Source organism: Shewanella sp. ISS20 (genome assembly GCF_056522965.1).
The window spans coordinates 2539826-2554680 of record NZ_JAWRZK010000001.1 but is presented as its reverse complement, the minus strand read 5'-3'; the positions used below and the strand labels follow the sequence as shown (position 1 = coordinate 2554680).

Here is a 14855-nt window from a genome sequence, read left to right as displayed (position 1 = left end):
ATGATTCGGTAAAAGCTTTTTAGTTTAGTCATTTGTTTGATGAGTTATTTGTTTTATCCATAAACCTTATAGCAATAGTTAATGAAATTTTTGTTTCCAGCAAAGTTTAGATTCATTTTTATGTGTAAGTAGAGTTTGGCGTTTTACTATATTGGCATGATTTGGTATTGGCCGGTAGGAACCGCAATCATAATTTAGATGTGATTATATCTTGATATTGGCTGCGCTATTGAAATCAGTGCTCCTCCGCAAAATTGAGTATTATTTTTAAAACTAAATTTTTTATAAAACTTGTAATTGATTAGTTAATTATCAAACTTTGGCTATTTCCTCCTGTTATTTATTCACTTCATTCTGGAGCATCACTATTATGTTTTTGGCTAAAATGGGAGCGCAGAAAGGTTACCTGCGCCCCCATCGAGATAGTTATGGGATCACATTGGTAATATCATCCAGTTTCAGTAAAGTGCTATCTGTGTAACCAGGCACACTTTTTCCTGAGTCTAATTGGGACTCTAATATTAATGGGCCATCACCATTTAAACCGATTAAACCATTGATGATATCTTCTTTATCTAATCCATATATTTCAAATAAGTTTACGCCATCAAGTATGATTTCTTGCTGTATCGTGCCGCTGCCTTTTCCATCGGCATCGAGAAATATTGTAGAGCCATCAATGCTGAAGCTTAAATAGTCTTCTAAGTTTTCTGCATCTTCGCCTTGTAGCAGATCGCTTAAATCTAATTTATCTTCCTTAATGTTGAAATCGACAATATGGTCAGAACCAGTTTCAGCATCTCGCCATACGAAGGTATCTGCACCGCTATTGCCTCTTAATACGTCATCGCCTAGGCCGCCGATCAGAGTGTCGTTACCTTCTCCACCGCGAAGAACATCGTTCCCTAAGTTTCCGGATAATGTATCATTTCCCGCACCACCTTGAGTTATAAGGTTATTACTGTCGCTGTCAATCTTGTCGTCTTCACTACCTAAATTGATTGGATCGTCTTGTATAAATGTGGTGTTTTTAGTCAGTAGTGACTTGCTAACCTTCAGAATCGTGACTGGGATGACGGCAGTACTTGTGGCGCTATCCTGGTTGCTGCTTTCCGTCGTTGTCGCCGATACCGTGATATTAAAGCTACCGCTAGTCGCCACTTTAATTTGTAAACTAGTATGATCCCAGTGCGTGATATCGACTTCACCGTTGACACTCACTATGGCTAATTTTCCATTACCATCTTTTAAGGTTGAGCCTTCAGGCAGGCCTTGCAGTTTAATGAGCAAAGACTCGGAATTATCAGTATCTTTTAGTGATGCAGAGATATCACTTAGGTTGATAAACTCCTCGGGATATCCCATATTGTCGACAACCTTGAAGGCTAAGTTATCTAAAATAGCGCCATAAGAGTCAGCGTTATCGCCCTCAAACAGCAAGCGATATTTACCCGTTTGAGAGATAGGTAAGGTGACTTTTATATCTCTTAACCAATTAGCGTTAGTAGGGTCAAAATTATATAAAACAATGGCTTTAGAGTTGATTGGATTACCACTCTCATCAAGTGGGATGAGCTTAATAGTCAGCCCCGAGCTGCTCACGCTACCTGAGCGTGCTGTAATATCAAACCCAAGTTCATAGAATCTGCCTGCATCGGCTTGAATATCGGTATAAAGCGTGTTGTCACCGCTATTAAATTCTATTTCCATCACTTTATTGCTGCTGGAGCCGCCAGCAACGTAAGTGTTTTCGTAGCCAACCTCAATTTTCCCACCAGAATTACTGGTATGCCAAGTACCTATGGTATTTAGGCCTTTAATATCATTTGCTTTTACCCCACTCCAACCGCCTGTAATGACTGCATCCTCAAAATTGATAGCAGCAGCAGAGGAAAAACCATTAATGTTAAGCGTCGGTTTATCGGCAACGGCAGTCACATTGATATTTAGCGTGGCTGTAGCGCCAGAATTGGTTGTGTAAGTAATTTCTGGTAGCTCGCCACTCCAGTTGTCCTTGGGGTTAAAACTATAGTTACCATCGGCGTTGAGCGTGAGTTCACCCTGAGTTAAGGTAACTTTACTACCAACCCCATGCTGAGTGGTATTGTTCCCGACAGTAAAGTAAGTAACACTGGTATTGGGTTTACCATCGTTAGTTAGCACATTACCGCTTACCATATTTTCTTCAACGGCACTGCCGGTATCGTCATTCACATAGGAATTAGCTACTGTCACTGGGTTAACATTGATAGTTAAATCTGCGCTTGATGTGTCACCGTCGTTGTCTTTGATAGAGTATTTAAATATTTCAACTGCATCTTTGGGGATCAGACTGCCCACTGTGGTGACTTGATAGCTATAACTGCCATCACTTTTAAGTGTCAGGGTGCCGTAGGTGCCTTTTAGTACAAAGTCACCGTTAGATAGAGTTGCGCTGCTACCGCTGTGTGATAGTGCATAGATTTCAATGTCACCATCAGCACCCTGAATATCGTTCTCTAGTACATCGCCCTTAATTTCTGGCAGAGTAAATCCAACCCCTGGAATTAACTGCACCACTAATGGGAAACTGGTGGATTTGTCTTCTGCGGTTTGAATGCTTGTCACTACTTGCCCATCACTATTTAGGAACCCCAATACCTTTAATGTGTATCGAGCACCATCGTAGGTGAATTCGGATGTAGTATTGGCAACTGTCACTATATCCGGTGGGTTACCGTTTCCCCCTGTCTCATCATGGTTAAAATTAAGGGTTATTTTTGCGGGCACGCCATTAATCATTAGAGTGACTTCAAGCGCCGCATTAGTGATTGATGAATTGGAGTTAATGGTATTATTCACATGGGTAAAGTTACCTAAAACAATATTCTGGTTAAGGCCAAGATTACCCACTTGGATATTAGTATTTTCGTCAAAGTTATAACCAGAACGAGGTGCGCCGCTATCGACTTCACCCCAGCGAATCTTATCGTGGGCTGAATCATCATCTGGACCATCAGAGGTTTTAACGTTGGATTTATTTGATTGTACAGTCCAATTAGTCCACTTAGCTGTGACCTCGCGTAATTCAAAGCTATCAGTTAGCACCTTGACTTCATTGGTGTCATTAACAGCAGTGTGTTGGCTGTCGGCCACAGTGACAGTAACATCAGCTTTTGCAGTTTGATTGCTAGTATCCGTTGCCACCACTTTAATGCCTGTCACCGACAGGGAATTTTCATCCACATTATGTGGCAGCTTTCCAAGGAGCTCTGCTTTAACCACAACAGAACCTTGCTGACCGGCTTTGATTGCGGCCCAATCCAGAGTTAGCTTTAGTAAATCACCCTTACCAGGCATTGAGCCTATAAGTGTACCTGCCTCCATCCTCCAACTCATTGATTGGTTAATGCCTGCAACACGAATATTGCTCAGATCGGCGCTGAAACTGACGCTGTTGATATCAGCGATACCCGCTTTGAATACGAGGTTGTCAGTGTCGGTATCCTTAGATGCCGCTTTCAATACGCCTTCATCAAGGCTGGTGAAGGCTGCAGATGTAATAGCTGCCGGTGAAGTGGGTGGGGTCAGTGTTATTTTGAATGGGTTATCGGTGTCAGCATCGCCGTCACTATCTTTGATCGTGACGTTAAAGTTTAATACTGATCCTAATGGATTAACTACTATGCTGTTGGTGCCGAAGCTCTTAAGATTAAAGTCACCGCCACCAGTGGCCTTGGAAAGCTCAATCGTACTAAATGAGGCAAAGCCTTCAGCTGTAATCTTATTTACCACATCAGCAGAAGTGGTGACAAATGTCTTGGTTATGCTATTACCAGCTGCATCTTTACCGACAACGGTAATAGTAAATACACCGAGATAAGCACCACCGCTGTTAGTGGATAGGCCAAATTCAGTAAAGTTGGTGACAGACTGGGCGAAGCTAAGTTTCAGCGTATCCCCGTCCCCAATGTCTTTGCCTGAGCCTACGCCAATACCGTTGGGGCTGGTATTTACTGTACTAACACCTTTTGAATCTGTTGCTGTGATAGCGCAAAGTAGAGGGTCTCCGGCATCTAGTTCGCCTTTAATCGTGTTATTAAGTAATACAAACAAGTCTGCATCATTCCCGCCGGGAATGCTGTCTTCAATGATAACGCTGCTACTTTTGATTTCAGTGATCGGAGTATGTAGAACCAAATCATATTTGCCAGTATTAGGATCCAGCGTCAGAGTAAAGACTTTAGTTTGAGTCGCACCAGCTTCGCCCCACTTGGCTGGTGGGTTACTGGTACTAGTATAGGCAATTAGTACAGAAGTGTCAGCAGGATCCACATAGTAGTAAATTGCCTTGCCGCCTGTCAGTAAGCCAGAGTCAGCGAAGTTTGATGTGTTACTCCAACCTGCAATATTAACCGATAGATCTGCGGTATATTTATCATCAGCTTGGTTATCATTTCCATCCGCACCTTGAACAGAGATAGTTCCATTAATTAGGATATCTTTGATATTCAGGCCGCTACTGTTTGTAGCCGAGGCAGAAATTAAGTCATCAACCACAGTCACAGTAATATTCTGAGAAATAACACTACCATTACTGCCCACCGCCTCAATCACAATACCATTGATTAATGAATTAAGGTTGTCTGCTTTTAGGCCATTCACTTGCTTAATGTTATCCAGCAACTCGACATTAACTGTAATCTTGCCAGTGGAATTAGCGAGGATGCCATTAGTATTGGTTAAGCTCAACTTGATAACTTCAATTTTGTTGATAGAACCCACCAAATTTCCATTTGGTGCCAGACTCCAATCAATGTTTACCCCAGAGGCAAGATTGGTGGCTTGAATGTTAGCAATAGCACCAAATGTGAATACGGTTAGTGCTTCGTTGCCAGCAGTAAAGTTAATGTCGGTTGTTACAGTGTTTAGCACATTATCACGCAGGTCAGACTCGTTAACTGCTATCTCACTGGTTTCCGTGATAGTAGCTGTGCCAGTACTGCCACTACCGTTGATAATCGCAGTTAGTTTATAAGTTTCGTTGCCTTCTTTATTGGCGCTGTCATTGAGAGTGTTGACCTTCACCTGGAAGCTAGTTTGGCCGGCAGGCACACTTACGCTGAAGCTGCCATCTGTACCCATTGTCACTGTTTGACTCGCGCCATTGATGACCACGATCACTGAGTTGCCGGTGAAGTCAACCTCCTTGGTGGCGCTGCCACTGGCCAAGGTGAAGGTGACTGTGGTGGCGGTGGTGCTGGCGTTGGACAGGCTCACGGTAAAGGTGTTGATACCGCCTTCGGTGATGCTGTCACCCTCCACGCTGCTGACTTTGGGCAGGTCAGCAGTATCTGTAATGGTAGCGCTGCCTGTGACACCGATAGCGCCATTGGTGGTGATCCCTCCGGCCTCGGTAACCTTGAGGCTGAACGTTTCACTGCCTTCATAGGTTGTATCTTGATTAGTGGGTACAGTGACGGTCAGGCTGGTGATGCCCGCGGGCACAGTGATGTTGCCATTGGCGTCCACGGCTAAGGTCTGAATGATATTTTGGCCATCCACATAAGTGACGGTCATCGAGCCCACATCAGACGCTTCCGCTGTGCCATACACCAGTCCCAAGTTGATGGTTAGCGGTGCTTCAGAGGCGTTGCTAAGGCTGACGGTAAACGCGGCATTGCTGCCTTCATTTATATTGCCAGCATTGGTAACGGCCAGGGTAGGCTTGTCATTGTCCGGGTTCTCGCCGGGGCCGCTGCCATCGTCTTTAATGGTAGCGCTGCCTGTGACACCGATGGCGCCATTGGTGGTGATCCCTCCGGCCTCGGTAACCTTGAGGCTGAACGTTTCACTGCCTTCATAGGTTGTATCTTGATTAGTGGGTACAGTGACGGTCAGGCTGGTGATGCCCGTGGGCACAGTGATGTTGCCATTGGCGTCCACGGCTAAGGTCTGAATGATATTTTGACCATCCACATAAGTGACGGTCATCGAGCCCACATCAGACGCTTCCGCTGTGCCATACACCAGTCCCAAGTTGATGGTTAGCGGTGCTTCAGAGGCGTTGCTAAGGCTGACGGTAAACGCGGCATTGCTGCCTTCATTTATATTGCCAGCATTGGTAACGGCCAGGGTAGGCTTGTCATTGTCCGGGTTCTCGCCGGGGCCGGTGCCATCGTCTTTAATGGTAGCGCTGCCTGTGACACCGATGGCGCCATTGGTGGTGATCCCTCCGGCCTCGGTAACCTTGAGGCTGAACGTTTCACTGCCTTCATAGGTTGTATCTTGATTAGTGGGTACAGTGACGGTCAGGCTGGTGATGCCCGCGGGCACAGTGATGTTGCCATTGGCGTCCACGGCTAAGGTCTGAATGATATTTTGGCCATCCACATAAGTGACGGTCATCGAGCCCACATCAGATGCTTCCGCTGTGCCATACACCAGTCCCAAGTTGATGGTTAGCGGTGCTTCAGAGGCGTTGCTAAGGCTGACGGTAAACGCGGCATTGCTGCCTTCATTTATATTGCCAGCATTGGTAACGGCCAGGGTAGGCTTGTCATTGTCCGGGTTCTCGCCGGGGCCGCTGCCATCGTCTTTAATGGTAGCGCTGCCTGTGACACCGATGGCGCCATTGGTGGTGATCCCTCCGGCCTCGGTAACCTTGAGGCTGAACGTTTCACTGCCTTCATAGGTTGTATCTTGATTAGTGGGTACAGTGACGGTCAGGCTGGTGATGCCCGCGGGCACAGTGATGTTGCCATTGGCGTCCACGGCTAAGGTCTGAATGGTATTTTGGCCATCCACATAAGTGACGGTCATCGAGCCCACATCAGACGCTTCCGCTGTGCCATACACCAGTCCCAAGTTGATGGTTAGCGGTGCTTCAGAGGCGTTGCTAAGGCTGACGGTAAACGCGGCATTGCTGCCTTCATTTATATTGCCAGCATTGGTAACGGCCAGGGTAGGCTTGTCATTGTCCGGGTTCTCGCCGGGGCCGCTGCCATCGTCTTTAATGGTAGCGCTGCCTGTGACACCGATGGCGCCATTGGTGGTGATCCCTCCGGCCTCGGTAACCTTGAGGCTGAACGTTTCACTGCCTTCATAGGTTGTATCTTGATTAGTGGGTACAGTGACGGTCAGGCTGGTGATGCCCGCGGGCACAGTGATGTTGCCATTGGCGTCCACGGCTAAGGTCTGAATGGTATTTTGGCCATCCACATAAGTGACGGTCATCGAGCCCACATCAGACGCTTCCGCTGTGCCATACACCAGTCCCAAGTTGATGGTTAGCGGTGCTTCAGAGGCGTTGCTAAGGCTGACGGTAAACACGGCATTGCTGCCTTCATTTATATTGCCAGCATTGGTAACGGCCAGGGTAGGCTTGTCATTGTCCGGGTTCTCGCCGGGGCCGCTGCCATCGTCTTTAATGGTAGCGCTGCCTGTGACACCGATGGCGCCATTGGTGGTGATCCCTCCGGCCTCGGTAACCTTGAGGCTGAACGTTTCACTGCCTTCATAGGTTGTATCTTGATTAGTGGGTACAGTGACGGTCAGGCTGGTGATGCCCGCGGGCACAGTGATGTTGCCATTGGCGTCCACGGCTAAGGTCTGAATGATATTTTGGCCATCCACATAAGTGACGGTCATCGAGCCCACATCAGACGCTTCCGCTGTGCCATACACCAGTCCCAAGTTGATGGTTAGCGGTGCTTCAGAGGCGTTGCTAAGGCTGACGGTAAACGCGGCATTGCTGCCTTCATTTATATTGCCAGCATTGGTAACGGCCAGGGTAGGCTTGTCATTGTCCGGGTTCTCGCCGGGGCCGCTGCCATCGTCTTTAATGGTAGCGCTGCCTGTGACACCGATGGCGCCATTGGTGGTGATCCCTCCGGCCTCGGTAACCTTGAGGCTGAACGTTTCACTGCCTTCATAGGTTGTATCTTGATTAGTGGGTACAGTGACGGTCAGGCTGGTGATGCCCGCGGGCACAGTGATGTTGCCATTGGCGTCCACGGCTAAGGTCTGAATGATATTTTGACCATCCACATAAGTGACGGTCATCGAGCCCACATCAGACGCTTCCGCTGTGCCATACACCAGTCCCAAGTTGATGGTTAGCGGTGCTTCAGAGGCGTTGCTAAGGCTGACGGTAAACGCGGCATTGCTGCCTTCATTTATATTGCCAGCATTGGTAACGGCCAGGGTAGGCTTGTCATTGTCCGGGTTCTCGCCGGGGCCGCTGCCATCGTCTTTAATGGTAGCGCTGCCTGTGACACCGATGGCGCCATTGGTGGTGATCCCTCCGGCCTCGGTAACCTTGAGGCTGAACGTTTCACTGCCTTCATAGGTTGTATCTTGATTAGTGGGTACAGTGACGGTCAGGCTGGTGATGCCCGCGGGCACAGTGATGTTGCCATTGGCGTCCACGGCTAAGGTCTGAATGATATTTTGACCATCCACATAAGTGACGGTCATCGAGCCCACATCAGACGCTTCCGCTGTGCCATACACCAGTCCCAAGTTGATGGTTAGCGGTGCTTCAGAGGCGTTGCTAAGGCTGACGGTAAACGCGGCATTGCTGCCTTCATTTATATTGCCAGCATTGGTAACGGCCAGGGTAGGCTTGTCATTGTCCGGGTTCTCGCCGGGGCCGCTGCCATCGTCTTTAATGGTAGCGCTGCCTGTGACACCGATGGCGCCATTGGTGGTGATCCCTCCGGCCTCGGTAACCTTGAGGCTGAACGTTTCACTGCCTTCATAGGTTGTATCTTGATTAGTGGGTACAGTGACGGTCAGGCTGGTGATGCCCGCGGGCACAGTGATGTTGCCATTGGCGTCCACGGCTAAGGTCTGAATGATATTTTGACCATCCACATAAGTGACGGTCATCGAGCCCGCATCAGACGCTTCCGCTGTGCCATACACCAGTCCCAAGTTGATGGTTAGCGGTGCTTCAGAGGCGTTGCTAAGGCTGACGGTAAACGCGGCATTGCTGCCTTCATTTATATTGCCAGCATTGGTAACGGCCAGGGTAGGCTTGTCATTGTCCGGGTTCTCGCCGGGGCCGCTGCCATCGTCTTTAATAGTCGTGGTCGCGCTGCCATTATTGCCAACACTAGCATTACCACCAGTTACATTACTGATGGTAATGATTAAATCTTCAGATCCTTCGTAAATATTGTCGTTAATTGTATTTACACTAAAATCAACACTGGTTTGTCCTGCAGGGATTACAACGCTGGCAACACCAGTAAAGTCACTACCGTCGTTTGCTGTGCCGGTATAAGTAAAAGTAATGGTAATATCTTCTTTCGTCGAGGCTTGGTCTAGGCTAACTGTAAAGCTTGCAGAGTCACCTTCGCTGACGTTGGTTTGATTGGCTACAATGCTTACTTCTGGATATACAACATCCCCATTGTCACTATCGGTACCAATATTGCCCGCGGGGTCGGTCACACTGGCAACGGCAGTGTATCCACCTTCTGGTAATGATTTTGTTACATCAATTGCGTAGGTGCCATCGTCCTTGACTGTAGTGGTCAGAATTTGAGTGTCGCCATTGTTGTCGGTTATAACAATTGTTACAGTGCTGTCAGGGCTAGCATTGGTAGTACCTGTAATGGTTGGAGTATCGTCAGTGGTGTTATCAGGCGCTTCTACTGAGATTGTGGGCGGGGTGATGTCGACATTGCCATTAGTATTGCCAACAACTTGATTGTTATTAGGATCAGTCACTACTGCATCAACGGTAAAGCCCCCTTCTGGTAAAGGTGCTGGTACATCCACAGTGAAGGTGCCATCAGGGTTAACCACAGTGATTATGGTTTGCTGATTGCCATTACTGTCAGTCACCACGAGTTCAACTTGACTTCCGGGCACAGCATTGGTGGTGCCTGTAATTGTAGGGGTGGTATCGTTTGTTTGAGTTGGAACGGTAACAGTTATGGTCAATTCGGCATTATTAATGATACTAGTATCGAGCGGTTCATTGTCAGTACTGGTATTGCCAAGTGTGCTGGTATCGGTTTCAAACCCTGCAGTTGCAAGTGTTTCACCACCGCTTCTGCCTACAGTGATAAAACCATTATTACCTTGGCCACCACCGGCAGTGCCAGCAGCGGTATCAGGTAAACCTGCGGTTGGGTCTTCGCCTGATTCAATCAATTGCTGTAACTGCGCAATTTCATCCAAACTGGCTGCATCGGCATCAGAAGGTGCATCGGCCTGCGCGGTTTCTGCCGTATTTTCTTGTTCTGCGGTGTTTTCTTGATCGGTTGGCATGCCATTTAATGATTCAGTGGTGCCATCATTAAAAGCGATTTCGAGGGCTGCGTTGGCGGCTAAGGAGATTTTGGCGCCGTTGGTTATGATGTCGCCAGCCTGCAAAACTACATCTTTATCGGCGATAGTAATAGTTGCTTCGCCGTCGATAAACTTAAGCATCCCAGCTTTGGGTGAAACATAAATGGCCATAACAAACCTCGAAAACACACACGCAATTAGAAAGCAAATACATACTGGTTGTACATATTTGCAACATATATGGGCTGAGTTTAGTCGTGTGGCCAAGCCGAGTCAAATTTATGATGGCTTATAAGTTGGTGTTTTTAAAAAGTTTATTCTTAGATTTTTTAGAATGCGCCTAAATTGACTACCAATAATTAACCTTCTACTTAATAAGGAGTTTTTGTTATCAGATGGTAGCGTCAACCCTTTTTTAATACTAGGTCGCTGGCACGATGGAAGCTTATCAAGGCATCTTGATTGTTGCCGAGACGCTCTTGGATAGTAGCTAAATTAAACCAATGACTGGTTTCCATCGGTTCCAATTTACATAGTTTTTGATAGTGAGTAATGGCTGCTTTAAAGTCGCGATTAAGTAGCGCTAATTGCGCTAAGCAAGAATGCAGTTGTGGGTTGTCATAAAAGCGTTCTAATAGCTTATATAAATGTGGCAACACTTTGACGTCATCAGTGCGATACACATGGGTTAACTGTTTAAGAATGACAGTGGGCGCTGCGTTATCACAAGCTTTTAATAGCAGTTTGATGGCCTCGCTATGTTTGTCCAAACGGGATAAGCCAAGAGCATAGGCGCTGATAAACGCCGCTTGCTGCCGCTGCGTCCGTGTTAGCCAATGCCAGCAGGTTTCTAGCGCGGTAATATCGTGCTGGGCGGCTTGCAGTAAACTGACTAGCGTCGTGGTTTCTAGCTGCTCATATTGTGCTTTTGAAACTACCTTGTTGTTTTTTAGAAGTGGTAGTAACAACTTTAATTCATGCCAATTTTGATGAGCGTTATACACATCACTTGCCAATTTAAGCAGGGTGTTCGGGCTCTTACTCGTTAATGATAATTGCTGCAGGCTTGCGTTGGCTTTAATCAATTCCCCTTGTTGCAACCAGTAACGCAGCTGCGTAATTTTGGCGCCTAATTGTGCTTCTGGATATTCGATGGCTTTAGCTAAATAGCTGTCTCGCTCTTGATTTTTACCTAAGTGATGAGCAGCGCTGGCCGCCGAAAAGTAAGTGATCGCTGGGAACTCGCTAGAATCTGCCGCTTTGGCAAAAGAGTGTTCAGCTTGCTGCCAGTTTTCTTCAGCTAAGGCTAGTGCACCAGTATAGTTGTGCTTTTTAGCGGCCTGCTGGCGCCAGCGCACAGGTAAATAGCGACTGCGAAACATTAATCCTAACAGGCCAACGACTAACATTTCGAGCAGTTTAACGGCGGACATAATCACAAATAGCGCGACCGCGGCAAAAATCAGGCTGGTTTCTAATTGCCAATCACCAAAGGCTATATATACATAGCCGCTATTGCCAAAGATATAAGGGCTTAAGCTCAGGCCAATTAAGATGACCATTAGATAAACAAGGGATTTAATCATTGTACTGCCTCGTTAACTAAAGGTGCTTCATCTTGTGCCATAGGTAATTGTCCATAACTTGTCAGCTGTTGCAATGGCTGGGTTGATTCAAGTTGAGGAATGGCCACCGGCTTGATTTCGAGAGCGGATAACTTGTGCAAGGTATTGATGATGTGAGCGACTTGCTCATTATTGACGTCATAATATTGCGATACCCATAAACTTGCGGTCTTAAGTGACGCGCTAAAGTTCACTTGGTCATTGCGATATAAGGCTAATTGCGCCTGCAGCAACTTATTCTTAATATTCTCAGTAAGATACCAGCGCTGATCGGACGATAACAAAGGGGTGATATTATTGGTTCTATGACTGATAGTGACAAAATCTTTGGTAATAGTGTGCCAAGACTTAGCTAAATTAGCGCGCCAATCAGACCATGAAGAGCTGAGCTCTTGATTAGTATCTTCGGCGTTTGATTTGGTAATCTCGCGGTTTAGCGGCAATTGGTTAAGCATCTCAATGACTTGCTCAATTCTTAGGGCTGAACTTGCCACATCCACAGGTGTGATGGATTGCACCATAGCTATATCTTTGGCGAAGGCTTTGCGTAAAGGAATTAACGCTGGATCATTGATGGCGGCAATGCGCTGATCAGCCGCGATTAATAACTGCGCCGCTGTGGCAGGGTCTTGCTCTAGCAGCAGTTTTCTGCCGGCTAATGAGCTTAAGTACTGAGCTTCGGCCGCTATCCAATGGGTTGGGCTGCGCTGCGCCAATGCTGACACTTTTTGGGTTAAGCCTTGTTGATTCTTTTGCAGATTATCAACTTGAATGGATGTTTTTGATATGGCTTGTAGTTGCTGGCTGAGTTCTGCAATTTTAGCTTGCGGCGCACTCAATTCTTGCTGGAATTGACTCTGCTGCTCACTAAGTTCAGTCATAAATTCAGATTTTTGTTGAGTGATTTGCTGATATAGCCAAGCGCTAACTGCTAATGCCCCGAGAGATATCAGCAGTAGCAAGAATAAAACCAGCCATACCAGTTTGTTAGTTTTGGTTGCCGCTTGAGTTCGCACGCGGGGAGTTGTGGCCTTGCTGGCCTCAGGAATTGTCTTAGAACTAACCTCGTGGCTGGGTTCATGACTGCTTTCATGAGTGGCTCCATGATTAGGCTCGAGTTTATCTGACTGAGCAGAAGCGTCATTAGTGTCTACGGCTTCAGTACTCATAGGGCTATTCTCGACCTGTGGTTTTTTCATGAAAGCAATCCTTGATGCTTAGATTGAATAATTTGCTAGGCATCAAGGCAATGATTACAAAGCTGCCATCATGGCTTGGCTATGCGCTCCACCTGCGTTGGTGACCTTTAGCATGCCTAAGGCAATTGCCTGGCGTTCGACTCGGTTACTCGGAACTATAATATGACATGCTTGCAGCCAAGGAAATAATTCTTTTGGCACCAAGGTGATAAGGTTTTCCAGCACGGCACCACTAGTGACAATTATGGTATCTATGCCAAATTGGTACCAAGCTAAAGCCGCACCTGTTGTTAATGCTGGACACACTCTTTGATACACTTGCCAGAAGCTAACCTTGGCGCCACGCTGCTGCAAGATGATGCCTAAATCTTCTCGGCCACCATTACCGCGCACTATCACGACTTGTTTATTAGTGACTTGATTGAGCTCTGCTAATGTCAGCAGTCCTTCGGTTTCTTGGCAATCAATAGGGGCTTGCAATGCTTCAATATCATCGGCTTTTAGCGCCGCCCAAGTGGCTTGGCCGACGGCAAAATATTGCTTATCTTGCGGCCACTCTTGCCCCAAGGCTTGTTTACCAAAAGTAACGGCATTCGTGCTAACAAATATCAATATATCTGAGCCCAGCACTTGCTCTTTGGTGAGCAAATGTTGACTTGCTGGCACCTCGGCTACCGCAAGTAAAGGCGCCACCAGATGCGCAATGCCACGGGCGGTTAAGCTATCTATCATGTCTTGATTGCGGCCGTGAGGCCGCGTCAATAAGACTTTCATTTACGCCGTCGCGTATACGGCATCTAAAATAGTCTTGGCGCCTTTCGCAAGTAACTCATTGGCTAAGTCGATACCCATTTGCACGGCATCTTGCTTATGACCTGTGATTTCAGCAGTAATTATCTGGCTGCCATCTGGGCTGCCCACTAAACCACGTAAGTGCATGCTATCGCCATCAATTACAGCAAAAGCACCAATAGGCACTTGGCAACCGCCTTCTAAACGGGTGTTCATAGCGCGCTCGGCTAATACGCGGTAGCGAGTTTCAATGTGCTCAAGTGGCGCAAGTAATGCTTTAACTCTCACGTCATCGGTGCGGCATTCAATGCCCACAGCACCTTGGCCGTTGGCTGGCAGCGAATCTTCGGCGCTAATAAAGCTAGCAATGCGTGAGTGTAATTCAAGGCGAATTAAGCCTGCAGCCGCCAAGATAATCGCATCATATTCGCCATTATCTAACTTGCCTAAACGAGTGCCCACGTTACCACGTAAGTCTTTAATCACTAAGTCTGGACGACGAGCGCGCAGTTGGCACTGGCGACGCAGGCTTGAGGTACCGACAATGGCGCCTTGTGGTAATTCTTCAATGGTTTGGTAGTGATTAGATACGAAGGCATCGCGTGGATCTTCGCGCTCACAAATCACTTCTAAACCTAACCCTTCAGGGAAATCGACTGGCACATCTTTCATTGAGTGCACGGCAATATCGGCTTGATTTTCTAACATTGCCACTTCGAGTTCTTTAACGAACAAGCCTTTACCGCCTACTTTAGCTAAAGGCGTATCGAGAATGATGTCACCTTTGGTGCTCATAGGCAGCAATTCCACTTGCAACCCTGGGTGAATACGCTCTAATTCGGCTTTGACAAATTCGGCTTGCCACATAGCCAAAGGGCTTTTACGGGTGGCAATGCGGATAAGTTGTTGTGACATGCTTTCTATTCCATCAGGACGATTAATTTAGTTAATGCTA

5 protein-coding genes are annotated in these 14855 nt (G+C 47.0%); all 5 read right to left on the bottom strand.

From position 1 onward, the window contains the following. Nucleotides 1-426: 426 nt before the first annotated feature. Complete coding sequence (locus AC1HDP_RS11625) at nt 427-10455, bottom strand: retention module-containing protein (protein WP_479638899.1); 10029 nt, start codon at nt 10453-10455, stop codon at nt 427-429. A gap of 233 nt (nt 10456-10688) precedes the next feature. Then, nucleotides 10689-11870, bottom strand: a complete 1182-nt coding sequence (locus AC1HDP_RS11620) for a heme biosynthesis HemY N-terminal domain-containing protein (protein WP_479638898.1) — start codon at nt 11868-11870, stop codon at nt 10689-10691. Further along, entirely contained in the window at nt 11867-13108 is a 1242-nt protein-coding gene (locus AC1HDP_RS11615; RefSeq protein WP_479638897.1) for a uroporphyrinogen-III C-methyltransferase, read from the bottom strand. Before AC1HDP_RS11615 ends, AC1HDP_RS11620 begins: the two co-directional genes overlap by 4 nt. A gap of 54 nt (nt 13109-13162) precedes the next feature. Continuing rightward, a complete protein-coding gene (locus AC1HDP_RS11610) occupies nt 13163-13882 on the bottom strand; it encodes a uroporphyrinogen-III synthase (protein WP_479638896.1) in 720 nt (239 codons plus the stop codon). Then, entirely contained in the window at nt 13883-14815 is a 933-nt protein-coding gene (hemC, locus tag AC1HDP_RS11605) for a hydroxymethylbilane synthase (RefSeq protein ID WP_479638895.1), read from the bottom strand. Between the last annotated feature and the right edge of the window lie 40 nt (nt 14816-14855).

Excerpts from the sequence above, each read along its gene's own strand:
- AC1HDP_RS11620 (WP_479638898.1), bottom strand. The coding sequence starts at position 11,870 with ATGATTAAATCCCTTGTTTATCTAATGGTCATCTTAATTGGCCTGAGC.
- AC1HDP_RS11625 (WP_479638899.1), bottom strand. The coding sequence starts at position 10,455 with ATGGCCATTTATGTTTCACCCAAAGCTGGGATGCTTAAGTTTATCGAC.
- AC1HDP_RS11615 (WP_479638897.1), bottom strand. The coding sequence starts at position 13,108 with ATGAAAAAACCACAGGTCGAGAATAGCCCTATGAGTACTGAAGCCGTA.
- hemC (WP_479638895.1), bottom strand. The coding sequence starts at position 14,815 with ATGTCACAACAACTTATCCGCATTGCCACCCGTAAAAGCCCTTTGGCT.
- AC1HDP_RS11610 (WP_479638896.1), bottom strand. The coding sequence starts at position 13,882 with ATGAAAGTCTTATTGACGCGGCCTCACGGCCGCAATCAAGACATGATA.